24 protein-coding genes and 1 pseudogene are annotated in these 22,624 nt (G+C 44.9%); 10 read left to right on the forward strand and 15 right to left on the reverse strand.

Annotated features, from left to right (window positions below; genetic code table 11):
- Positions 1-40: 40 nt before the first annotated feature.
- The gene (locus tag QOS03_RS03765; protein ID WP_283575386.1) at positions 41-844 is read left to right on the forward strand and encodes an HAD-IIB family hydrolase; all 804 of its coding nucleotides are present in this window, start codon (positions 41-43) and stop codon (positions 842-844) included.
- 58 nt (positions 845-902) lie between these two features.
- On the opposite strand, the gene QOS03_RS03770 is transcribed toward QOS03_RS03765, so the two are convergent.
- From QOS03_RS03770 to QOS03_RS03780, 3 genes are all read right to left on the reverse strand, one after another.
- A complete protein-coding gene (locus tag QOS03_RS03770) occupies positions 903-1,547 on the reverse strand; it encodes a lyase family protein (protein ID WP_326520884.1) in 645 nt (214 codons plus the stop codon).
- A 112-nt stretch (positions 1,548-1,659) separates the two neighbouring features.
- A complete protein-coding gene (locus QOS03_RS03775; RefSeq protein WP_283575387.1) occupies positions 1,660-2,511 on the reverse strand; it encodes an alpha/beta hydrolase in 852 nt (283 codons plus the stop codon).
- A 105-nt stretch (positions 2,512-2,616) separates the two neighbouring features.
- Complete coding sequence (locus QOS03_RS03780; RefSeq protein ID WP_283575388.1) at positions 2,617-3,462, reverse strand: DegV family protein; 846 nt, start codon at positions 3,460-3,462, stop codon at positions 2,617-2,619.
- A gap of 175 nt (positions 3,463-3,637) precedes the next feature.
- On the opposite strand from QOS03_RS03780, the gene QOS03_RS03785 reads away from it, so the two are divergent.
- Entirely contained in the window at positions 3,638-4,174 is a 537-nt protein-coding gene (locus QOS03_RS03785; RefSeq protein WP_283575389.1) for a DUF1836 domain-containing protein, read from the forward strand.
- A gap of 89 nt (positions 4,175-4,263) precedes the next feature.
- Here QOS03_RS03785 and QOS03_RS03790 read toward each other — a convergent pair whose 3' ends face one another.
- The gene (locus QOS03_RS03790) at positions 4,264-5,076 is read right to left on the reverse strand and encodes an alpha/beta hydrolase (RefSeq protein WP_283575390.1); all 813 of its coding nucleotides are present in this window, start codon (positions 5,074-5,076) and stop codon (positions 4,264-4,266) included.
- Between the two features lie 152 nt (positions 5,077-5,228).
- Between QOS03_RS03790 and QOS03_RS03795 the strand changes: the two genes are divergently transcribed.
- The 3 genes from QOS03_RS03795 (at position 5,229) to QOS03_RS03805 (ending at position 9,205) form a co-directional block, all read left to right on the forward strand.
- Positions 5,229-6,110, forward strand: coding sequence for a YitT family protein (locus QOS03_RS03795; RefSeq protein ID WP_283575391.1), 882 nt, complete (start codon positions 5,229-5,231; stop codon positions 6,108-6,110).
- Between the two features lie 146 nt (positions 6,111-6,256).
- On the forward strand, positions 6,257-7,210 hold the full coding sequence (locus tag QOS03_RS03800; RefSeq protein WP_283575392.1) for an aldo/keto reductase: 954 nt from the start codon (positions 6,257-6,259) through the stop codon (positions 7,208-7,210).
- A gap of 12 nt (positions 7,211-7,222) precedes the next feature.
- Complete coding sequence (locus tag QOS03_RS03805; protein WP_283575393.1) at positions 7,223-9,205, forward strand: elongation factor G; 1,983 nt, start codon at positions 7,223-7,225, stop codon at positions 9,203-9,205.
- 86 nt (positions 9,206-9,291) lie between these two features.
- Here the strand turns inward: QOS03_RS03805 and pepI are convergent, their stop codons facing one another.
- The 3 genes from pepI to QOS03_RS03820 all read right to left on the reverse strand — a co-directional run bounded on the left by pepI (position 9,292) and on the right by QOS03_RS03820 (position 11,496).
- Positions 9,292-10,173 carry a proline iminopeptidase gene (gene pepI / locus QOS03_RS03810; RefSeq protein WP_283575394.1) on the reverse strand — a complete coding sequence of 294 codons (882 nt, stop codon included), beginning with the start codon at positions 10,171-10,173 and terminating at the stop codon, positions 9,292-9,294.
- Positions 10,174-10,318: 145 nt separating this feature from the next.
- Positions 10,319-10,804: a GNAT family N-acetyltransferase gene (locus QOS03_RS03815; protein ID WP_283575395.1), complete on the reverse strand. Its 486-nt coding sequence runs from the start codon at positions 10,802-10,804 to the stop codon at positions 10,319-10,321.
- 146 nt (positions 10,805-10,950) lie between these two features.
- Positions 10,951-11,496 (reverse strand): PepSY domain-containing protein, encoded by a 546-nt coding sequence (locus QOS03_RS03820; RefSeq protein WP_283575396.1) that lies wholly within the window; start codon positions 11,494-11,496, stop codon positions 10,951-10,953.
- Between the two features lie 184 nt (positions 11,497-11,680).
- Here QOS03_RS03820 and QOS03_RS03825 point away from each other — a divergent pair, with 184 nt between their 5' ends.
- Positions 11,681-12,607 (forward strand): linear amide C-N hydrolase, encoded by a 927-nt coding sequence (locus QOS03_RS03825; protein WP_283575397.1) that lies wholly within the window; start codon positions 11,681-11,683, stop codon positions 12,605-12,607.
- A 70-nt stretch (positions 12,608-12,677) separates the two neighbouring features.
- Here QOS03_RS03825 and QOS03_RS03830 read toward each other — a convergent pair whose 3' ends face one another.
- Complete coding sequence (locus QOS03_RS03830) at positions 12,678-13,181, reverse strand: hypothetical protein (protein WP_283575398.1); 504 nt, start codon at positions 13,179-13,181, stop codon at positions 12,678-12,680.
- A gap of 360 nt (positions 13,182-13,541) precedes the next feature.
- Here QOS03_RS03830 and QOS03_RS03835 point away from each other — a divergent pair, with 360 nt between their 5' ends.
- A complete protein-coding gene (locus QOS03_RS03835; RefSeq protein ID WP_283575399.1) occupies positions 13,542-15,554 on the forward strand; it encodes a cation:proton antiporter in 2,013 nt (670 codons plus the stop codon).
- Positions 15,555-15,937: 383 nt separating this feature from the next.
- Here the strand turns inward: QOS03_RS03835 and QOS03_RS03840 are convergent, their stop codons facing one another.
- The 3 genes and pseudogenes from QOS03_RS03840 to QOS03_RS03850 all read right to left on the reverse strand — a co-directional run.
- Entirely contained in the window at positions 15,938-16,108 is a 171-nt protein-coding gene (locus QOS03_RS03840) for a hypothetical protein (RefSeq protein WP_160248891.1), read from the reverse strand.
- Positions 16,109-16,388: 280 nt separating this feature from the next.
- On the reverse strand, positions 16,389-16,640 hold the full coding sequence (locus tag QOS03_RS09670) for a hypothetical protein (protein ID WP_283575437.1): 252 nt from the start codon (positions 16,638-16,640) through the stop codon (positions 16,389-16,391).
- A gap of 19 nt (positions 16,641-16,659) precedes the next feature.
- Positions 16,660-17,028: pseudogene (locus QOS03_RS03850) on the reverse strand (glycosyltransferase); the annotation flags it as partial.
- A 156-nt stretch (positions 17,029-17,184) separates the two neighbouring features.
- Between QOS03_RS03850 and QOS03_RS03855 the strand changes: the two are divergent.
- The 3 genes from QOS03_RS03855 (at position 17,185) to QOS03_RS03865 (ending at position 21,242) form a co-directional block, all read left to right on the forward strand.
- On the forward strand, positions 17,185-18,315 hold the full coding sequence (locus tag QOS03_RS03855) for a glycerate kinase family protein (protein ID WP_283575400.1): 1,131 nt from the start codon (positions 17,185-17,187) through the stop codon (positions 18,313-18,315).
- A 240-nt stretch (positions 18,316-18,555) separates the two neighbouring features.
- A complete protein-coding gene (locus tag QOS03_RS03860; protein WP_283575401.1) occupies positions 18,556-19,710 on the forward strand; it encodes an ArgE/DapE family deacylase in 1,155 nt (384 codons plus the stop codon).
- 14 nt (positions 19,711-19,724) lie between these two features.
- Positions 19,725-21,242 carry a YfcC family protein gene (locus QOS03_RS03865; RefSeq protein WP_283575402.1) on the forward strand — a complete coding sequence of 506 codons (1,518 nt, stop codon included), beginning with the start codon at positions 19,725-19,727 and terminating at the stop codon, positions 21,240-21,242.
- 129 nt (positions 21,243-21,371) lie between these two features.
- On the opposite strand, the gene QOS03_RS03870 is transcribed toward QOS03_RS03865, so the two are convergent.
- Genes QOS03_RS03870 through QOS03_RS03885 form a run of 4 tightly spaced genes read right to left on the reverse strand, consistent with a single transcriptional unit; the run spans position 21,372 to position 22,377 of the window.
- Positions 21,372-21,566, reverse strand: a complete 195-nt coding sequence (locus QOS03_RS03870; RefSeq protein WP_283575403.1) for a hypothetical protein — start codon at positions 21,564-21,566, stop codon at positions 21,372-21,374.
- Positions 21,559-21,741, reverse strand: coding sequence for a hypothetical protein (locus QOS03_RS03875; protein WP_283575404.1), 183 nt, complete (start codon positions 21,739-21,741; stop codon positions 21,559-21,561). The genes QOS03_RS03870 and QOS03_RS03875 overlap by 8 nt, the downstream gene beginning before the upstream one ends.
- A 17-nt stretch (positions 21,742-21,758) precedes the next feature.
- Entirely contained in the window at positions 21,759-22,076 is a 318-nt protein-coding gene (locus QOS03_RS03880) for an AAA family ATPase (RefSeq protein WP_283575405.1), read from the reverse strand.
- Positions 22,030-22,377 carry an ATP-binding cassette domain-containing protein gene (locus QOS03_RS03885; protein ID WP_283575436.1) on the reverse strand — a complete coding sequence of 116 codons (348 nt, stop codon included), beginning with the start codon at positions 22,375-22,377 and terminating at the stop codon, positions 22,030-22,032. The genes QOS03_RS03880 and QOS03_RS03885 overlap by 47 nt, the downstream gene beginning before the upstream one ends.
- Between the last annotated feature and the right edge of the window lie 247 nt (positions 22,378-22,624).

The raw sequence follows: 22,624 nt of genomic DNA on the forward strand, positions 1-22,624 counted from the left end.
TATTAAACTATTCTCAACCAAATTGGAAAAGGAGATCGTCATGTATCGCTATATCGCAACTGATGTCGATGGTACCATGCTTGACAATCAGCATCAGCTAAATTCCGTCGCTTTGAATATGACGTTAAGTAAGCTACAGCAGCAGAACGTTTCTTGGGTCGTGGCTAGTGGTGACAGCTATCGATTTTTAAAGAAGTGTTTTGCGCCTTGTCCATTGATTGACACGTTTATCTCAATCAATGGCGCACTGATCGTTAAACAGGGGAAGGTTGTTTTTGAAAAAACGCACTCCAAGTCGCAGGTCAATGAGCTGATCAAGGCTGTCAACGCATTGCCAGTCGCGCCTGACGTAATTTTGCTGACTGGTTGGAACCATACCTGGGGCACCAGGATTTCTGATCTAAAAGCCTGGCCGTTTGGCATCAATATCGATTTCGTTGATGATCTAAGTCAGGTTGAGGATAAGATCTATAATGTTAATCCCATCTGGTTGAACGATCAAGTCACGCCAGACCAGATCCGCGGTTTTGCGCAAGACATGATCAGACGATATCCCGTTTATGCGACCTATAGCGGTTTTGGCTGTATGGATGTCTTACCATTAGGCGTTAATAAAGCTGCTGGATTAAAAGAGCTGATTATCAATGACGATCATGATCGGCTAAAGAGTGTCGTAGCATTTGGCGATTCATCAAACGACCGTCAAATGCTGCAAGAAGCCGGTCTGGGCGTAGCCATGAAAAATGCCAGTCCTGATATTTTAAAGCTTGCCAACCGCGTCACCAGTTATGATAACGATCATGACGGCGTATTACGCGAAGTTCAGTCCATCTTCAATATATAGTGATCACTAAATCAAACAGGCCCAGCGTTGCTGCTGAGCCTGTTTTTCATTAAACAACTTATTTAACAAAGAACGCGGTTGGCGCCAAGGCTTGATCCAATTCAGCCGTTGTTAGACGATCACCAACCAGTTCACGAACCGGACGCTGTTCTTTTAAGGCTTTTTTAACCAAATGACTGACGGTTTCATAACCTAAAAGCGGGGAAAGGGCAGTGGCGGCTTCCGCGGAAGATTCAACCATCTGCCGACAGCGTTCCACGTTTACGGTAATTCCAATCAAGCAGTTCTCGTTAAGCGTCTGCAAGGCACCATTTAACAAGCGGGCATCATCAAACAGATCAAAGAACATAACCGGCTCAAAGGCGTTGAGTTCCAACTGCCCAGCTTCAGCAGCCATAGTGATGGTCGCGTCATGACCGATTACCTGGTAGGCAGTCTGGGTTACGAATTCAGGAATAACCGGGTTGACCTTACCTGGCATAATTGAAGAACCTGCTTGACGCTGTGGCAGGTTCAGTTCACCTAGACCGTTTTGCGGACCCGATCCCAGCAGACGCAGATCATTGCACATTTTAGAAAGATCAACGGCCAATGACTTGTAGGCACCTGAAAGCTGAACGTATTCATCAGTATTCTGCACGCCATCAATCAAATCATCGCAACCTTGCACTGGCAACAGCGTAGCGTTCTGCAGCTCCGCAATTACGTTATTTTAACTATTAAGGGATTAATTATCTGATTTGAGAATTTTGATTAAACTAGACCAATAAAAAACAGCGTTGTAAGACATAAGACAACACTGTTTTTTTATTGTATTATTTTCCCCATAAGAAATTGATCAGCAGAGAATCAACCTGTGAGTTGCTGTGTAATTTGCTGTGCTGAGCCCGAGAACCTTTAATTTCATGCTCGGTATACGATTGGGCAATTGGCGACACCAAGTAACGCAGCGATTTGGATGAGTTGTTGGGGACCGTGCCGTCAGAATGGGAGCCATCCTGCAGATTGCCATAGATATTTAAGATCTTGACGCCAGTTGGATACGTCGTTCGCAGCTTGGTCAGCTCACGATAGAAACGATTGGTCACGGTTGGCTTGCCATCCGCAGCCAATTTTGACGATGCCTCGTCCTCGCCATTCAAGCCATTGAAGTGTCCGGCAATGTCAACCTGTTTTTGCAGTTTAGGCAGCTGTTTGCTGTGGGGATGATCCAAGAGGCAGTACATAATGTCCATATTGCCCATTGAATGACCAACCAGATTCATCTTTTTAAAACCCCATTTTTGCTTGGCCGCGCTCAAAACATTGAAGGCCCACTGACCGTCAGTATGATAGTTGGTTTCCCGCGGGTTTTCATAGTTGACCTCAATAATCGGATTAATGGCGTTGGCCTTGATCTGACCATGAAAAGTAACCTTGCCAGCGCGGTCGACATTTGCCCAGATAATCGTATTGGTCGCTCCAGCTCGTTTTGCCGTGTTAGCCATATGTTCTTCAGCATGGCGGCTGCTGCCATAACCATGAAAAAAGAAGGTTGGCGTCTTGGATTGAATAAACTGTTGAGCTGCCTGGGCTCGCTGCCACCAGAAAATTCCACTGCCAATTATCGCCAATCCTAAAATCGCCAGCAGCAGCCACCGCCACTTTTTAAAAAGAAATCCGTGCATTTTTAAGTCTCCCAATTTGAATTTCTTCTAGCATAGTGGTTTTTAGACACTAAGTAAAATATCTTTTACTGTTGATAGGATACAGATTTAAGCAAAAAAAGATGATTATTGCTGTTCATAACCCTTGACAAAGCCAATCATCAGACCGCCTTGCTCGGCATAAAAAGTGCACAGTCCACGGCATTTGCCAATTACTACGCTAGCGTTGGGATACTCAGCCAACAGCAGCTGTCGGAACCGTTCGGCAGCCTCTTGATTTTGTACGTGATCGATTCTAACCGCGCCACCTTGATAGCCTTTTTGTTCCATCTGAGTAATCAAAGCCTGAAAGCATTTCTTTGGGCCACGTGCCTTGGTCAGCATTTTGAAGCTACCCTGATCAGCCGTACCGATCACGCGCAGATTCATCAAGTGCGCGACCTTAGCCAAGACGGGGCTGATTCGACCGTTTGCCGCCAGATTATCCAGTGAGCCCAGCGCAAAGATCAACTCAACTTGCGATCTAAATTCATTTAAGGACATCACGACCCGCTCAAATGACTGACCACTATTGATCAGCTCGGCCAGTTTTTCGGCCATCAAATGCATTGCCGGTCCAGCCGAAAGCGAGTCAAAAACATGAACCCTAGCACTAGGATGAGCTTCAAGATAAATTGCCGCGGCCTGCTGAGCGGTGTTATAGCTGCCCGACATTTTGCCAGTAATCGTCAAGACGTAGATTTCATCAGCATCTCCATAGGCGGCCAGCCACTGGGCCAGATTAGGGCATGAAGAAGTAGCCGGCTGACTCGTTTGATGCAGAGCCGCTGTAAAAGCAGGCAGGTCAAGGGCTTCATCATCAGACCAGATATGATCTTCAATTGTCAGGGTAAGCGGAACATTAACGCATGCAACGTTTTTGATTGATTTTTCCAGCAGATTGGCGCCGGAGTCAACTACGATCTTTTTCATTGATAGTTACCTCAATTACATTACCGGTTTTTCAAAAACTCTTTACTTGAAGTTTAGTTGATTCAATTTTCAACGTCAAGTTTTTTAAAAACCGTAAAAATAATTTTAGATACTATTAGTCCGAAATCCAATCCTGAGCTATAATGTTTTTGATTGAAATAAGAAGGGAATTCACATGACTGATAAAGAACGACAATTGGCTGCCGATCTGGGTGATTTTAACATGCCACGCTACCAAGAGCTTCCCCAAGTCGGCCTTTACCTCAAACAGGCCGCTGACTATATCAATCAGTGCCTGGCTCCTTTGGGGGATGTCACACTGACCAGCTCTATGATCAGTAATTACGTTAAGCATGGTTTGATCTCGCGGCCGCAAAAAAAGCTCTATCATCAAGATCAGCTGGCAGAATTAATGTTTATTGCCGTGGCTAAAAACGTCTTGCAACTGGACAACTTGAAACTGGCTATTCAAATCCAGCATCAAAGCTATGATACACAAACGGCTTACGACTATTTTTGTGAAGAATTAGAAAACGTAATCCGCTATGTGTTTGGACTGCAGGATCAATTAGCAGTCGTGGGCCATGAAGATACCGAACAAAAGCACATGCTGCGTAATCTCATCATGACGGTGAGTCACAAGTCCTATCTTGATAAGTATTTTCAGATTCTTACAGTTGCCGATTCAGCAACTAACCAAACCACTGACTAAATTATGGAATCTTGACCAAATACCACACTTTGCCTGAATATAATAATTAAAAAGCGCTGAATCAGCCCTTGAGACTTGATCCAACGCTTTTATTTATGCCATAAGAATTTAACGACGGCTTTTTGCACTTGCGGATTACGCGTCAATTGTTTATGACTGGCTGTCAGACCGTTGACTACTTGCTCTTGATAAGATTTGGCCCGTGGCGTGACTAAATATTTCAAAGCACGCGATGAATTATTGGCAACCATGCCATCTGAATAGTGCCCTTGATTGCCATAAATATTTAAGACGCGGCTGGTTTGAGGATAGGCTTTTTTAAGGCTGAGCAGCTCATGATAGAGCATGTTCATATGATACGGCCGACCATTTTTAGCCAGCTTTGAGCCAGCATTAGGCTGAATATGCGTGCCGTTAAACGGTCCGGCAATTGCAACCTGTTTGACGAGGGTTGGCATTTGATTTGAACCACCGTATTTTACCAGACAGTTCATTATTCCCATATTGCCAGTCCCAATGCCAACCAGGTTCATCGCTTTAAAATGCCACTTGGCTTGGGATTTTTTAATGACCTGATATGACCAGGTCGCCGTTTTTTGATAATTACCTTCTTGTTTGGCAAACTTAACGGCCACGATGGGTACAGTACCTTGCTTTAACTGACCGCTTAATTTGACTTTTCCTTGTTTGTTAACCCTGGCATGCAACACGCTGACTTTAACGTTGCTTTTTTGCGCAGCCGTGATCAGTGGCATTTCAGCTTGCAGACTGCCGGTCCGATCATGAAAGATAAACGTGGCTGGTTTAATGGCTGCTGAAGCCGAAAGACTAGTCAGCACCATCCCCAGTAAGATTCCCCAAATGACGCACCACTTTTTCAGTCTTTTTTGATTGATCATCATCTCATAACCCCCATTATCAGATGACCCCATTATACGCGTTTCATTTTAGAACGGGGTAATTTGACTAAACAACCTATTTACGTCTAGAATTTAGTTATCAATACCCAAACAATGAATCGCATGGCTTGATTATCGGAAAGGTGGGTGATGCAATGCGCAAGCAGGCATCGGCAACAAGAGTGGGGCTGCTTGATCTGTTGATGATTACGATTGGCTGTGGAATCTATGCACTGGGCTTTGTTAAGATCAACATTGCCAATCGACTGGCAGAAGGTGGGGTTACTGGGATTTCGCTGATTATCTATCATCTTTTCCACGTCGACCCTTCAATTTCAACCCTTTGTATCAACATTCCACTGATTTTGGTCGGCTATCGGCTGCTGGGACGCCGCGCCTTAATTTATACAGTTTATGGAACGATCTGGCTTTCGATATGGATTTGGATCTGGCAGCGAGTCCCGTTTACCTTAAACATTCATCATGATCTCTTTATTTCCGGGGTGCTGGCCGGACTGATCGGTGGTTTTGGCTCCGGGATCGTTTATCGCTTTGATGGAACCACCGGTGGCTCAGACGTAGTAGCGCGAATGTTTGAAAGGCATCGTGGCGTTCCCATGGGTCGCTCGCTTTTGATATGTGATGCGATCGTTTTAACCGCGTCGCTTTCCTATATTGACATTAGAAAGATGATGTACACGCTTTTAGCATCATATGTCTTTTCCAAGGTCGTCAACTTCACTCAAGTCGGCTCTTATCCAGCTCAAGGCTTTATTATTATCTCCAGTCAAACTGAGGAGATCAGCAATCAGATCATGTGGCAATTAGAGCGCGGCGTGACGCTTTTAAACAGTGAAGGCGCGTATTCACATCGTCCAGGACAGGCCATCTATTGCGTTGTGGCCTCTGAAGAAGTCGTTACTCTAAAACGGTTAATCAACGAGATTGACCCACATGCCTTCATTACCACGTTTGACGTTGATAGCGTGGCAGGTGAGGGCTTTACTTACGATCTGCCAGATCAGTCACATAATTGAAGATCGCTTACAAAAGATGGGTACCAAAGCCTGTCTTTTTATTTTCACTTGATTGACAGCGCTTTTAAAATGACGGTGATGCCCGCACAGACAGCCGATTTTAGGTTATACTGAATTCAACAATATTTTTAAGAAGGCGCTTATTTATGCAAACGATTAAAATCGGTCAAACCAATTGGGAAGCCGCAAACGTTGCCTTGGGCATCATGCGGATGGGAACTTTACCGGTCGAGGACTGCACCAAGGCATTACTGGCAGCACACGAAGCAGGAATCAATTTCATCGATTCGGCTGATATTTATGGTCGTGATCCTAAACTGGGGCGTGGCTCATCTGAGATTCACTTTGGCCAAGCCTTAAAGCAAAGTGGCCTGAAGCGATCGGATTTCTTTATTCAGTCCAAAGGTGGCCTCTACGCTGATGAAACCGGTCAGATCACGCGCTACGACTCATCCAAAAAGCATTTGATCAAGTCAGTGGATGGTATTTTACAACGGATGGGCATTGACTATCTGGACTCATTTTTGATTCACCGTCCGGATCCTTTGATGGAACCTGATCAGATTGCCGCCGCCTTTGATGAGCTGCAACAGGCCGGCAAGGTGCGTCACTTTGGCGTTTCCAACTTTAATCCCCAACAGATTGAACTTTTGCAGCAAGTTTGCAGCCAGCACCTGTTGATCGATCAGTTACAGTTTTCCATTATGCATACCGGGATGATCGACTTTGGTCTACATACCAATATGACCGATCCGGCTTCGATCAGTCACGATGGTGGTCTCTTGGAATATCTACGTTGCAAGCACATGACGATTCAGACCTGGTCACCATTTCAATATGGTACGTTTGCGGGAACCTTTATTGATAACGAAGAGTTTCATGAATTAAACGTGGTCTTAAAGCAGCTGGCTGATAAGTATCACGTTTCCAAAAATGCGATTGCGGTTGCCTGGATTCTCAGACATCCCGCTAAGATGCAGGTACTGCTGGGCACGATGAATCCACAGCATATTTTAGACAGTGCAAAAGGCAGTGATGTTACTCTAACGGCTCAAGAATGGTACGATGTCTATCTGGCGGCCGGCAATACGCTGCCTTAAAGGAGAATTGAATTGACCAAAGAAATTACCATTGGGATGATTGCCCATGTTGACGCTGGTAAAACCACGCTTTCTGAAGCACTGCTCTATCAGACAGGCACGATTCGCAAACTAGGGCGTGTCGACAATGGAGATGCTTTTTTAGACTCTGATCAGCTCGAAAAAAAAAGGGGGATTACGATTTTTTCGCATCAGGCCCACCTTGAGTATGACGATACATTGATTACGCTTTTGGATACGCCGGGGCACGTTGATTTTGCCAGCCAAACAGAGCAGGTTCTGCACGTTTTGGACTATGCGATTCTGGTGATTTCGGCTACCGATGGCATCAAGGGCTATACCAAGACGCTGTGGCAGCTGCTAGCCAAAAATAAGATTCCCACGTTTGTTTTTGTTAATAAAATGGATGCCGATACCGCAGATGGCAAAACGATTCTAAAACAACTGCAAAAAGAGCTGTCACCAGGATGCTTTGCGTTAACTGACTTTGATGGCAATTTGCTTTCGCTTGATAAGCTGGACTATGAAGAACTGGCCATGCAAGATGATGATGCACTTTTAGAGTATCTGGACCAGGGACGCTTAAGCGATTCGCACATCCAAGCAATGATCCAGCAACGCAGGCTTTTCCCATGCTGTTTTGGTTCAGCACTAAAGCTGCAGGGAATCGATGCCTTATTGGTCGCGATTGCCAAATGGACCCAGTCAAAAGCGTTTGGTGATGAGTTTGCTGCCCGCGTCTTTAAGATTTCACATGACGATCGTGGTGAACGCTTGACCTGGGTACGAGTAATGGGCGGCATGCTCAAAGCAAAAACCGAGCTGTTGCCCGATCAAAAGGCCAATCAGCTGCGCATATATAATGGCGGACGGTTTAACATTGTCAACAGCGTCAAAGCCGGGCAGACTTGTGCAATTGCTGGTCTGACTGCTACCTATCCAGGACAAGGTCTGGGCAGCTTGCAAGACGATACACAGACGATCATGCAACCGGTTTTAAGCTATGCGATTGATCTAAAGGAAAATGACGTTCATCGGTGTCTTAAGGCCATGCAGACACTGGCCGATGAGGATCCGCAGCTGCACGTAGTCTGGAATGAACAGCTGCAAGAAATCCAGGTCCAGATCATGGGAACCGTCCAATTGGAGATCCTTCAGCAACAGTTAGCGGAGCGCTTCGGATTGGACGTTGACTTTGTTGAAGGCGGGATTTTATATCGTGAGACCATCACGGCACCAATCGAGGGCGTCGGACATTTTGAGCCCTTACGTCACTATGCCGAGGCTCATCTGAAATTGGAGCCGTTAAAACGCGGTACAGGGATGCAATATGCCAGCGATTGCAGCGTAAACGTGCTGAATAAAAATTGGCAGCATCAAATCATCACCAGTCTGGAACAATCCAGTCCTAGGGGTGTCTTGATCGGCGCACCCCTGATTGATGTCAAAGTAACACTGGTTGGCGGTCGTGCACATGTCAAGCATACCGAGGGCGGCGATTTTCGTCAGGCCGCCAGTCGAGCATTGCGTCAGGGATTAATGATGCTAAAGGCGCAAAATCAGTGCCTACTGTTGGAGCCCTGGTATCGTTTCCGACTTACGGTGCCTGACAAACAAGTTGGCCGTGCACTTAATGATCTGCAGCGCATGCATGGCAAGGTTGATCCAATTGACCAAACCAATCAATCTGGCCAGTTGATTGGCAGGACTGTACTGACAGGACTGGTCCCGGTTGCCCAGCTGCGCGACTATGCAACGGCACTGCGCAGCTATACGCATGGTCAAGGTCAGCTGGAATGTTTAGTGGATGGCTACCGACCGTGTCATAATGCTGAAAATTTCATCGAACAGGCTAACTATGTTCCAACTGCCGATCTTAAAAATACACCGGATTCAGTCTTTTGTGCGCATGGGGCGGGGTATCCGGTTAAATGGGATCAAGTCCCCAATACCATGCACTGCGACTATTACTGCGACTTTATGCATAACAATTAATGCAGACGAATCGTCACACTGCAATCTAAACAACCTAAAAACGCTCTGCTTGTCAATCTGGCAACCAGGGCGTTTTTAAATAATAATTAATCGTGCTGATTCAGCCAGTCTTGCAAGACAGCCTGATATTCCAGCGGCTTTTCGACGAACGACATATGCCGCGTTCCGTCAAACATATGCCATTTGGCGTTAGGCAGGGCATCATACATTGTCTTGGCAACTAGTGGTGTACATAGATCGTTGGTACCATTGGTAATCAGTGTTGGTACGTACAGATTCCGCAGTTTTTCGGTATAGTCATAGTCTTTTAGATTGCCGGTCGGGGTAAATTCATTGGGGCCCCAGGCAGTCTGATAGGCCAGCTCACCAACGTTTTTCTCGCGCCATAGATACTCTGGCGCATTCTCATCCGGCTCTGCAGCTGCATGCAGCTCCATAAATCTGGCGTTGACTCGTTGATAGGCATCACCGGTAAAATCGTCAGCAGCCTCGGCTTTAGCAATAACGTCTTGATCTGCTTTACTCATAAAACTGATCAGGCGATGTTGCTCGCGACCCCATAATTGGGCATCGGAAAGGGTACTGGAAAGAATCAGGCTCTTGATTCCAGCAGGCATCTCATCACAAAGATACATAATTGCCAGCATCCCGCCCCAGGATTGACCAAGCAGGTGGATACGGTCCAGATGCAGCCGGTCGCGCAGATTCTTCAATTCACGCAGCCAGGTTTTAGCATTATAGACGCGCGGATCATCTGGCATTGAAGAAAGACCGCAGCCAATCTGATCATACATGATTAATTGACGCTGATCATGCTTAGCCAGTTCATCCAATGACTCAAAATAGTTGTGCGTTGATCCGGGTCCGCCATGCAGCAGCAATAATGGCGCTTTGTCACTGGGTTCACCGACAATCCGGTAATACGTTCGGTAAGGTCCAAATGGAATAAAACCGTCTTTGATCATCAAAATCACTCCCAAAGCGAATTGTTGCTTATAATTTTAAGTTTCATTTTGATTAGTGACAAGTTGAAAATGAAACCGTTTGAAAAATTAAGGTCTGAATCGATTGGTTTAGCAATTCAGGGATGCTAATCATTTTACAGCAGTTTGGTCATATTTTGTACCAGATTTCGTCAGCATGCTCAGAAGCAGCGATACCGCGATTAACATAGCCATTTTTTTCATAAAACGGTACGCGATCAATCAAACAAGTCAAAGCAATATGGTGACGCTGATTTTGAATGGCCAGATCTTCAAACGCACTCAGCAGCTGCGAGCCGATGCCTTGACCGTGATATACGGGATCAACAGCAATCGTTTGAATCGTTTGGTTGCCACCAGGCTGCTGGCGATTTTGGACATCAGCTTCATACATCCAATCCTCAATGTATTCAAACTGCTGGTCAACAGCCGGACCAACAATAAAGCCAGCGATCCGATCATATTCATCACGAGCAACTAAAAACGTATCGGCCAGTTGATTGATGCGGGCTTGGTATTGCTCGGCAGTACCAGCTTCAGCTTCATTAAAACCGAGCCGTTCAATTCTTAAAATAGCAGCCAAATCCTGAGGGTGAACGATATCAATCTTAGTCATAGAAACTCCTTAAAATAATTGGCATAGGTAATAAGAATATTTAAAAAAAGCAAACGCATTAAAACTAAAATTTTAATGCTACTTTCGAAAAACAGGGAGATAAAAATACCCGCCAAGTTTTAAACAGCTTGACGAGCATTTTTTAGCTAATCATCGGTCTCGACACTGATCACCTTTTTGTTGACAGCATTGATTTTAACTTCGGTTTTTTGATGACCGTCAACCACGTCAACTTGCCAGATCGTTTGACCATCATCGGTTTCCAGCGTCCATTCACGGCCTTGACCGGATTTAGCGGCTTTTTCAGCTAATTGATTAGCTTTTTGGCGGCTGATGACCTGATTAAGCTTAATGGCTGTTTCATGATCATCTGCATCAAGCTTTTCGGTTTTGGCAGCTGACAATTTGCCAGTCTGTGCATCGATCTTAGCTGAGTATTCTTTTTGCGAATCAAATCCGGAAATCTCGTACTGGTAGTGATTCAGATGTTTTTCTAGACTGATTTCGCTAATTTTAGCCTTGGCATACTTTTGTTTGAATTTAGCAACGGCCTGTTTTTCATTCAATTTAATATTCTGAGCAGCAGCTTGGACCGTTTGCGACCATTCTGCTGTCGTGGCAAACGTCCCGCTTGACACCGTGGCAGCTAATAAAACCGCTGCAGTGAGCCGGATCAATTTGTGAGTTGTCATAATTTTCCTCCTTTGATATATTATGTAATTGGCTATCTTTAAGTGGATGGCCTGCATCTCTAGCTTAATTATACAAAATAGCAAAGTGTTTTCAACTAATTGAACGATTGTCTGTTAGTTGACTAGTGATACCAAGCCATTAATGCTAAAATGACGTTGAAATTCATGAAAAGGCGTTGATAGCATGTGCACGGCAATCAGCTTTACAACCAGACAGCAGCACCGTTTTTTAGGCCGCACGATGGATTTTCCGCTTCGTTCCACACCTTGGCAGCAAGGTTATCTGCCAATTGATTATCATTGGCAGAGCCTGCCTAAATTCAATTCTTTTACTAATGATTATGCTATTTTGGGGGGCATGCGAGAAATCAATGGTCATTATTTAATTGGCGATGGCTTAAATTCAGCGGGGCTTTGGATAGCCGAGCTTTATTTTCCTGGTCCGCAGCTTTATTATGATCATCCCCAAGTGCATTGTCTAAATCTGTCGCCCCAAGACATGATTGGCTGGCTGCTGGGCATGCACGCGTCAGTTGCTGAAATCGCTGCGGAATTGGACTCAGTTGCGTTAAATGGCGTAATCTGGCATGACGATGACATCGTTCATCCCTTCCACTGGCTCTTAAATGACGATACAGGCACCTATCTGATTGAACCCACGCAATATCATTTGACGCTTCAAGCCTTGCCGTTGGGGGTCTTGACCAATAGTCCCCGCTACGCAAAGCAGCGTCAAAAACTAACCAGTTATCTAGGAATCGATCCAAAGGCCAGTGATGCTGAAGTAATGATGGCGATTCGCAGTTCCAAGGCTCCCCTGCCCTCACAAAGGACACCGACTTCACGCTTTATCAATGCTGCGGTGAGTCTTTGGCAGGCATCCCCGTTCGACGATAGTGATCAAGAGGCATTTAGCCTGTCCTCTAAAATTTTAAAGCAAGTCGAAATGAACCAGCTTCCCGGACATGACGTTTATACTCATTATCGAGAAACAGTCGACGCGCATGCACAAACCAGTTATTTTTATGATCTAACCACGCGGCAAAAACTGGTTCATCGTTTGCCTGATCTGATGGCGCGTTTCGATCAGCCATCCCTTTTTAAAAGCTAAAAAAGCGTCTGGCGTATCCTGCCAGACGCTTTTATATTGACAATGATAAGTTTTTAGATCTGCTTAGAACTTAAATGCTGTATTGGCCCATGATTGCCATCTCATCCAAAACCTCGCCAATCGTAGCCTCATGAAGCTTGGCATATCTGGGTGCTACCATCAGCCCATCGTCTAGATAGTAATCGATAATATTGCGATAGCCCTTTCCTGGTTGAACCAATGGATTACGCTCAATCTGAATGCGTGATTTCCGGGTTAATGGCGGGTACTGCCCGCGATAGTTTTCATCAAAGATTGCCCGATTCAAATCGTTGATCATCACGTGGTAATTGCAGATCAAGCGGTGTTGATTCATTTTGGCCAGGTCTTTTTTGTAAACATGCTTTTCAAGATACTGCAAAGTCTGAAAGGCCACTTTTGGATCCCATTCTCTTACAAAAGACTGGCCTTTGCGTACCTGCTTAATGGCTTTCTTAGTTGCGTCGGTATGCTTACACACTTTTTTGATTTTCTTCTTTGGCAAGACAACGATGATTGATTCCAAAAGCTGCCAATCTGCTCCGGTAAGCGTCACGTAGATCCCTTCTTTACTTGATTTCAATCTAATCGGTCTTTTAAAACTTCAAGTATTATACCATGATCAATATCAAATTCACGCATAAAGGGCTGAATATTTTTAGTAGTCAAAAATTTTGAACCTTATGGCTACTGTTATTTTGGCTGTAAAAAAGCATAATATCGAAATGCAAAACGGTTTATCAATCAGCAAATAAAAATGAATTTACTGGCTGCTAATCAATGCTGACCTAAACAGGAGAGTTTTTACATAATATAAATTATCGTTAATAAATTTACGGGATAATAGCAAGGATTGCCCTATTATTGCCAACCGTTTATCAGTTATAATTAAATAAAATGATTTGGGAGGAATCTTATGACCACTGTCTATATTGTTGGCTTACTTTTAATCACCGTCGTAGCAGCCAACATTGTTCATTTGCTCTGGCCGATTCTGCCATTAGCGATTTATCAGATACTAGCTGGAATCATGCTGAGCATTTTACCGATTGATACGCATGCAATTGTCTTAAAGCCGGAGCTATTTATGCTGTTGATAATTGCCCCATTGATGTTCAATGATGGCCAAAACGTATCTTTTCGCCAACTTGCTCAAAACGTGCGCCAGATTTTATCAATGGCGGTAGGGTTGGCTATTGTAACGGTAATCTTGGTTGGTGGCGGCTTAAAACTGGCTCTGCCGCAGCATTTCACTTATGCTTTGGCATTTATGCTGGCAGCTATCATCACACCGACTGATGCCGTGGCGGTTAAGTCATTGACAAACAATGTTGAGATGCCTAAAAACGTCAACGAGACCCTGGAATACGAGTCACTGTTCAATGATGCTTCAGGGCTGGTTTTGTTCAGTCTGGCAACCAGCACACTGACTTCAGGTGAGTTTTCAATTGGCCATGGCGTTTTAGTTTTCCTATACGTCTTTTTTGGCGGAATTCTTTTTGGCGCTTTGATGGGCTGGATGCTGATTGCTTTAAGAACCACACTGATGCGAACCCACGTTGATATTGGCTCAATTGTCATCCCGATTAACGTCATGACTCCATTTGCCGTCTACTGGCTGGCTGAGGAAATACACCTGTCTGGAATCCTGGCAGTCGTAGCCGCTGGAATCGTCCATAGTATCCTGTATGATCAGCTGCGATTGACTTCCTCACGGGTTCAAAATGCCACGATAACCCTTTGGAGCATCATCGCGAGCCTGTTGAATGGATTTGTTTTTGTCCTTTTGGGGGTAATGCTGCCAGAAGTCGTCAGCCAGACGCTAGCCGCAACCATCCTTAAGCTGGCCTTGCTGGGGTTGGGACTATACCTGACTCTAGGGCTGATTCGCTATCTATGGGCGCGCTTCAAGCTGGTTGATATGCATCATTCAGACAACATTAACCGCGACAGTCTCTTGCTGGCTTTAGGTGGAGTTCACGGTACGATTACGCTGGCGATGGCATTTTCTATCCCCGTTCTGACAGAAAGCGCGCAGCTGGCAACCCGTAATCAATTGATCCTGCTGGCAGCGATTGTGATCCTGATCAGTCTGACGGTTGGAACGCTGGCCTTCCCGCGTCTCTTACCGGCCAAAACCAAGAACTACACTAACGATGAGTTCCAAGATCAGCTGATTCATACCGTTCAATATGCAATCGATGAGCTCAGTGAGTCGCCTGATCATAAAAAAGAACAGGCCCTGGTGATTGATCAGCTAAGCAGTCAGATGACGCTGACGTTTAAGATCAACCGCAATGTCTATGATCGTTTGGCCAGTCAGGCACGGGGTGTTGAAATGCAGACGTTGGCTGAGCTGCGTGAAAATGGTGTCGTAACTGCTAAAGAAGAGCAGGTCTATGACCGAATGATTGGCCGCGATGCCTTAATGCACAGTCAGCATGGCCTATTTGCCTTTTTGCGAATCTGGCACTACCGGCTGAAATGGAAACGACTGAGTTACAAGTTGCATAAACACCATCCCCAAACGTTTAACGAAATGCAAAAGCTATATAGCAACAAGGCTTTGCAAGATAAGTCCAAAGCGGTTCGGCAACAGTATTTTGACCGTCTAGAATCAATCTTTAGCATGACCATGACCGACGTTAACGAGTTTTTAGATGAGGTACAGACACCAGACAACGTGCATGAGGTTGCCATGGTACGGCGGATGTATCTGAATCGGCAGCAGACACTGGATCGTTTCCATTCTCGTGGCGAGATGGATACCAATATCTTGCGTACGCTGGCCATCAAGGCCTTTCAAGATGAGCACAGCTACGTTCAGCAGCAGGCTGCCGCTGGTGCGATTTCCGGTGAGCTGGCCAATGCATTGAATGAGCACATCTCAAACGATCAGCTGGTCTGCATCCAATCGTTTGAAGACTAATTATTTGACGACGTTTGGATATTGTGCTGCAAATATCGATTGCATCCCCTGTTACTCCCCTTTTAAAAAATCAGCCCTACTCAGTAATCTACTGGGCGGGGCTGTTGTATTATGTTCAACTATAGATAGCATAAATTGACATATGCTGATAAAGCTGGGTATAGCTGGTGCTTTCAGCTAGCAAGCCAGCTATGATCATCTTCTTTTAGCTGAAATTGCAAAACATTTTAAAACCAGTTATAATTATACCGTAAACAAAAAGGCTAACGTGCTGGAACACGTTAGCCCATGTCCTTGAAAATCGACAGTGTTTCGCTTTATTTACAGATAAAACTACTTCACCATCTTAGAGCTGCCACTCATAAAGATGGTTTTTCTTTTGGTCAGACGTGAAAATGACTGACCATCCAGCAGCCAGCAATCAGAGAGGCAATCACAATAATTACCACCACTGCTAGAGCTGCATACTGAACACCGATCGGCAGGCCGTGCAGTTCATGTAGAACCGCAGCAAGCCCTTTCAGATCGACGCCATCTTGATGTCGGTTTGACACTTTGAATCCCTTTCATAATGTTGGGAAGTGTCGCCCTCATTGTTTTAACTCCTTCATTGGCATCACTTCCTTTGTAGCGAAGCACTGCCAATGTTCTTAGACCAAAATATTATATCATAACCAAAAACGTCGCTTCAGCATCCTATGTTGATTCGGCGTTTTTTAGTTATTGGACTGATTAAAGACGTACCTGCCATTTGGTAATGATCGGTCTTCAAGATTGCAATCGGCTGTTTTTGACTGGTCTGATTGGCAACCCTGATCTGATAGTTGCCTGCTTTTAAGGATCGAAATAGTCGATATAAACGCCACGTCGCTTTAAATACCAGGTCTGACCATTCTGCTGATCATACAGCGAAACCTTCAGCGAGCTGTCTTGATGAATCTGAACTGACAAATATTGTCCCTCACCGTTAAGCTTAATCTGCTGTGAAACAATCTGACCCGGTTTTAAATATGTCGGCCGGGCATGATACTGAGTCGAAAGCTGTGAGCGCTGGGCACCGCCGATAAACCAAAGTGAAGGCATCAATGAAGACCAGCCTGATACAGTAGTATACCTTCCCTGTCTGAAAACCCAATTGTGGAACCAAACCGCGTAAGAACAAATTGCGTTCCGAGTACTTCAATAAAGCATGTACTGCCTGATTGCTCATCAGCCGAAAATCAGCACTGTCGGGAATCATGGTCACACCCATCTGATTCATCAATTTATAGAAGCCCTCAGCAGTGTTGCGCTTGAATCAAGAGTCAGTCTGGCGATCACCGCGCACCCCGTAGACGATCTCACAGCCATTTTTATATTGCTCAATCATTTCGGGATCATCTTGCAGATCAGCATCAATCGTAATCATCATGTCTGCATCCCAGACCGCCGTCGTCATCCTTGCCAACAAAGCTGATTGATGGCCAAAGTTGCGTTATAATCTGGCTTAAATGATCAAGACTAAGCATTATCTCACTCCTTCTCGTTTTTTATTATCATACGTGGATCGTACTTGGTCTGATATAGGATTAAAATGAAACAATTCTGAAGAATCTTCAGAAAGCAAAATATTTAATAAGGAGTATTTAGCATGACCACTTATCTTTTGGCACCAGATTCATTTAAAGAAAGCATGACATCGCGCCAGGTTTGTGAAGCAATGGCTTTCGGCATCAAGCAGGCCGATCCAAATGCCAGCATCATCAGCATTCCCTTGGCTGATGGCGGTGAAGGAACAACTGATGCTTTAGTCAGTGCAACGCATGGTACTTTTAGACATCTGACGGTCACTGGATCACTAGGCAAATCAACTGCTGCTACTTACGGCATCCTAGGTGATTCAAGAACCGCCGTAATTGAAATGGCAATGGCCAGCGGTTTGGAAATGGTACCGATTGATCAGCGCAACCCGTGGCTGACAACGACCTATGGCACCGGCGAATTGATTAAGGATGCGCTTGGTCAGGACATCGACTGCATCATCATTGGGCTGGGCGGTTCCAGTACCAATGATGCCGGTGCGGGGATGGCACAAGCATTGGGCGCGCACCTTTTGGATAGCAGTGGTCAGGAACTGCCGGTTGGAGGCGGCGCATTAAAAGATCTTGCCAGGATTGATGTCAGCGAATTAGATCCGCGGCTAAAACAAGTTAAGATCATCTTAGCCAGTGATGTGACAAATCCTCTGACTGGTCCACAAGGGGCTTCATATGTCTTTGGCCGGCAAAAAGGCGCTGATTCTGCCATGATCAAAAGACTGGACCAGAATTTGCATCATTTTGCTCAAATCGTCAAGCGCGATCTGGGGAAAGATGTTGAAAATCAACCTGGAGCTGGGGCTGCCGGGGGATTAGGTGCCGGATTGATGGCATTTGCTGATGGCAAGATGCAACGCGGCATTGAGCTTGTCATCAAACTTACTAATTTAGAAGCTAAGGTGCAGCAGGCCAACTATATTTTTACGGGCGAAGGCGGCACAGACTTTCAAACTCACTTTGGTAAAGCTCCTTTTGGCGTAGCGCAGTTAGGCAAAAAGCATCATAAGCCAGTCATCTCGTTTGCTGGTTATCTTGGCAACGGTATCGAAAAGCTGTATCCGGATGGCTTTACTGCCTTTTTCAGCATTATGCAAGGTGCCAGTGATCGACAGTCCGCACTGGCTAAGGGACCTGAGAATATGACCAGAACCGTTGCCAACGTGGTGCGATTGTTAAAACGATAAATCTTTAACCCGACTTCATCTAGATGTGGTCGGGTTTTTAATACGTAAAAACCCTTAATTCATGTTTATTAATGCATTATTATGAATATTAAACAATAATATTATTTGAATTTAAATCAGAAAAATTCGCATAAAAACATTCAATTAAAGTTATATATTTATTTTTATTCATTATATTGACATAAAAATGATTATCTATTAAGATTTTATTAACAAATAATTCAACAAGAGGTGCATAATATGAATAAGCAACAAGAAATTGATATATTATCACATTTGATCAGCATCAAATCGGTTAATGATCATGAGGCCGCCGTGGCTGACTACATTGAATCCCTGTTTAAGCCTTACGAAGACCAAGGCGTCAAGATTGAGCGCGTAAGCTATGCACCAGATCGCGACAATCTGATCGTTACAATTGGTGAAGGTGAGCGCATGCTGGGCTTTAGCGGCCATGAAGACGTCGTCGCCCCAGGTGATCTTAGTCAATGGAACTCGGATCCGTTTAAAGCCACGATTAAAGACAATATGCTTTATGGGCGCGGTGCTTCTGACATGAAGAGTGGCTTGGCAGCTTTAATTGCCGCCATGTTGGATATGTTGGAAAACCATCACGTTCCTGGCAAGATTCGTCTGCTGTGTACGGTTGGTGAAGAAACCGGCGAATATGGTGCCGCTCAATTAACCAAGCTAGGCTATGCCGACAATCTGGCTGGATTGGTAATTGCTGAGCCGGGTAACGATATGCACGAAATCGGCTACACGTCTAAAGGCATTATCGATTACATTGTTACCTCCAAGGGCAAAGGTGCACACAGCTCCCAGCCACAAAAAGGCATCAACGCCATCGACCATCTGATTGACTTTGCCGTTCAGGTTAAGCCGCTGATGGCTAAATTCGACAAGGTCAATCCCGTGCTGGGGCCTCTCACCCATGTACAAAGCGTCTTTAATGGTGGCGAACAGATTAACAGCGTACCTGCCAAAGCAGTTATGAAAGGCAATATTCGAACGATTCCCGAATATCCAAACCAAGTCGTCTTTGACGCACTCAATGGCTTGGTTGATCAACTGAATCAAAAGCCGGGCTATGATCTGACTATTGAATACAGCTTCCCTGAAGACGCAATGCCTGGAGACAAGGATGCCCCGTTGATCAAGATGATTGAACATGTTCACGATGAACTGTTTGATGGACCAATTGAACCCAAGGGCCAGGCTGGTGCCAGTGATGGCTCTGAGTTCTTGCATGCTAAGGGTGACTTTGCCATTGCCTTGATTGGTCCCGGCAACAATACGCAACACCAGAGCAATGAATGTGTTGATTTAGACGTTTATCATCAATCAATCAAATTCTACCAGCAGCTAGCTGAAGAATTTTTCGCTCAACCATAGAAAGGAACCTGCTTATGCAACAACAGCCAACCCCTACTAAGAAAAAGCACAAGCTCCCTTCCGCGTTTACGATCCTATTTTTACTGATTGCCTTGATGGCAGTTTTGACATGGATCATTCCGGCAGGGACATATAAAAGCGACAGTGCCGGCAATCTGATCAGCGGCACGTATCACACGGTTGCCCATCACTACCAAGGAATCTGGGACGTCTTTATGGCACCCGTCACGGGGATGATCGGCAATAAGGCAACAACCGGCGCAATCGGGATCGCCCTTTTCATTCTCGTGATTGGTGGATTCTTGGGCGTCGTTAACCAAACCGGCGCCTTAAATGATGGTATCCGGGCCGTCGTTCACAACTCCAAGGGTCATGAAAAACGAATGATCGTAATTTTAACGATTATCTTTGCGCTTGGCGGCTCGACTTACGGTATGGGTGAAGAAACAATCGCCTTTTTCCCGCTGCTGGTACCGGTTATGATGGCCGTTGGGTATGATTCACTGGTGGCAGCTGGTGTGATATTGCTAGGCACGCGGGTTGAGGATCTGGCTTCAACGGTCAACCCCTTCTCGACCGGTGTTGCTTCAGCTATGATCAAGATCTCCCCTGGTGAAGGACTGGGATCACGGATCATCTTGCTGGTTATCGTCACGGTGATGACAATCTTCTTTATTCTGCACTATACCGATAAAATCAAAAAAGATCCAACCAAGTCACTGGTCTACAATCAACGCAAAGCTGACATGGAATACTTTAACGTTGCTGACCGTAGCGAAGCGCCAACGCCTTTGACCAAAGTCCAAAAACGCGTCTTGTGGATCTTTGCAATTACTTTTTTGATTATGATTATCGGTCTGGTGCCATGGACCAGCATCAATGCCAAATGGACGTTCTTTAATGATTTCAATGATTGGCTGGTCAGCGTGCCGGTATTGGGCGTATTGATCGGTCAAGACATGGCACCGCTGGGCAGCTGGTACTTTAACGAAATTACGCTCTTATTCTTATTTATGTCCGTGGTAGTTATGTTTGTGGCCCACATTAAGGAACAAGACTTCATTGACGCCTTCATGAAGGGTATGAGCGATTTATTAAGCGTTGCCATTATCGTTGCCGTAGCTCGCGGGATTCAAGTGATCATGAACGAAGGGATGATTACGGGGACAATTCTGCACTGGGGCGAAGTTGGCTTAAGCGGCATGCCAAAAGCTGCCTTTGCAATTCTGGCCTTTATCTTCTTTGTGATTTTATCTTTCCTGATCCCATCCAGTTCCGGTCTGGCAGCGGCAACCATGGGCATCATGGGGTCACTGGCTCACTTTGCCAAGGTTGACGGCAGCGTTGTTGTAACCGCCTACCAGGCTGCGACCGGTTTGATTACTGCCGTTACGCCAACCGCGGGGATGCTGGTTGGGGCCTTGGCATTATGCCGGATCCCATTTACGGTTTGGTGGAAGTGGATTGCCAAACTGATTGCCGCCCTGTTTATCGTAGTCTGCATCTTCTTAGGGATTATTGCGGTGATGTAAAAATTAAAAAAACCTCAGGTGAGCCGAAACTCACTTGAGGTTTTTAATTGGATGCATCCCTATTATCTTTATCATCGGTTGCCTGGGGCTGCAATTTAAATACAGCCTCATGCGGTTGATTTTTAGATGTTAGGACTTTTTGATATTGTTGTCGGCAACAACTGCTATTACCGGGCGTTTAGCCTTGCTTTGCTGTTGCATGTATTTGACGAAACCAAATCCAATGATCGCGACCACGATTGGGGCAATAATCATCCAATAATAAGCAGGCGACAGCGACTTCTTTTTAAATACCATTCTGGCAACGGAAAGCACTCTACTCATGGCTGTCTACCTCCCCTTTAATCGTTAAGAGAAAAATATCATCCAATGTTGCTGGTAAAAGACGATATCCACGTAATGATGGAAGATGCTCGGTTTGATCAATTGCCTGCTTAACATGCAGTTCAGAATCAAACGTAATTACTTTGCCGGGATAATCATCATCAATGACCATCATCCCTGGCAATTCCTCAATTAAAAGATTATCAAAGACGCCTTCCAGGTAGATCTTGGTTTTACCAAAACGTGATCTGAAATCGGTCCATACAGTCGCTGATTCCCATTAACAAGCATCAACAACTGATCCGAGACTTCAGCAACGTTTTTCATGTTATGTGAGGAAAAAATGATTGCCGTACCAGCTGCTTTTAGTTTTTTGACCGTTTCAATCAGCAGTTCCACGTTAACCGGGTCCAATCCTGAAAAAGGCTCATCCAAAATCACCAGACGCGGACGATGGCCGTGATTAACTGTGACTACACTTCGACAGATTTTTAATTCGTGATTTCTCATTTCCCTTTACTGATAATCGATTCATCCATAACAGTAGATCGGCAGCCGCAATTTTTAGATCAAACCCATGCAGACTTGCAAAGTAAAGTACTTGTTCCTTGATCGTCATATCTAGATAAAGGCCCCGTTCCTCGGGCAAAAAACCAATCTGATCCAAAGATTTTTCATCCAGTGGCTGGCTAGTAATGGTAATGGTACCCTGATCTGGCTTTAAAAAATTCATGATCATCTTAAAAGTAGTTGACTTGCCGGCCCCATTTTGTCCAATAATGCCCAAAACCTCACCACGCTTAACATTTATTCACTCTTATCCTCTAATTTTCATCAATAAATATCTATCATGGTATGACAGATCCGTCATACATTCAATGAAAAAGCTGTAAAACTAGATAAATGCAATACAGCTTGAAAACTAATTACCTTATTTCTTATCTAAAGTTGCAATCGATTTCAGCCTTCATTTCTTTAATAATTTAGATGAATAATTTCTTTGCTTTTATAATTGATTTTTAATGTTTATGCGACTATTATGTATTTCAATATCACAA

The sequence above is a fragment of the Limosilactobacillus pulli genome (assembly GCF_947381555.1).
Lineage (GTDB): Bacteria > Bacillota > Bacilli > Lactobacillales > Lactobacillaceae > Limosilactobacillus > Limosilactobacillus pulli.

Bases quoted from the DNA above. Each gene is read 5' to 3' on its own strand.
- QOS03_RS03765 (WP_283575386.1), top strand. From the start codon at position 41: ATGTATCGCTATATCGCAACTGATGTCGATGGTACCATGCTTGACAAT.
- QOS03_RS03775 (WP_283575387.1), bottom strand. From the start codon at position 2,511: ATGCACGGATTTCTTTTTAAAAAGTGGCGGTGGCTGCTGCTGGCGATT.
- QOS03_RS03780 (WP_283575388.1), bottom strand. From the start codon at position 3,462: ATGAAAAAGATCGTAGTTGACTCCGGCGCCAATCTGCTGGAAAAATCA.
- QOS03_RS03785 (WP_283575389.1), top strand. From the start codon at position 3,638: ATGACTGATAAAGAACGACAATTGGCTGCCGATCTGGGTGATTTTAAC.
- QOS03_RS03790 (WP_283575390.1), bottom strand. From the start codon at position 5,076: ATGATGATCAATCAAAAAAGACTGAAAAAGTGGTGCGTCATTTGGGGA.
- QOS03_RS03795 (WP_283575391.1), top strand. From the start codon at position 5,229: ATGCGCAAGCAGGCATCGGCAACAAGAGTGGGGCTGCTTGATCTGTTG.
- QOS03_RS03800 (WP_283575392.1), top strand. From the start codon at position 6,257: ATGCAAACGATTAAAATCGGTCAAACCAATTGGGAAGCCGCAAACGTT.
- QOS03_RS03815 (WP_283575395.1), bottom strand. From the start codon at position 10,804: ATGACTAAGATTGATATCGTTCACCCTCAGGATTTGGCTGCTATTTTA.
- QOS03_RS03820 (WP_283575396.1), bottom strand. From the start codon at position 11,496: ATGACAACTCACAAATTGATCCGGCTCACTGCAGCGGTTTTATTAGCT.
- QOS03_RS03825 (WP_283575397.1), top strand. From the start codon at position 11,681: ATGTGCACGGCAATCAGCTTTACAACCAGACAGCAGCACCGTTTTTTA.
- QOS03_RS03835 (WP_283575399.1), top strand. From the start codon at position 13,542: ATGACCACTGTCTATATTGTTGGCTTACTTTTAATCACCGTCGTAGCA.
- QOS03_RS03855 (WP_283575400.1), top strand. From the start codon at position 17,185: ATGACCACTTATCTTTTGGCACCAGATTCATTTAAAGAAAGCATGACA.
- QOS03_RS03860 (WP_283575401.1), top strand. From the start codon at position 18,556: ATGAATAAGCAACAAGAAATTGATATATTATCACATTTGATCAGCATC.
- QOS03_RS03865 (WP_283575402.1), top strand. From the start codon at position 19,725: ATGCAACAACAGCCAACCCCTACTAAGAAAAAGCACAAGCTCCCTTCC.
- QOS03_RS03870 (WP_283575403.1), bottom strand. From the start codon at position 21,566: ATGAGTAGAGTGCTTTCCGTTGCCAGAATGGTATTTAAAAAGAAGTCG.
- QOS03_RS03875 (WP_283575404.1), bottom strand. From the start codon at position 21,741: ATGATGGTCATTGATGATGATTATCCCGGCAAAGTAATTACGTTTGAT.
- QOS03_RS03880 (WP_283575405.1), bottom strand. From the start codon at position 22,076: ATGAGAAATCACGAATTAAAAATCTGTCGAAGTGTAGTCACAGTTAAT.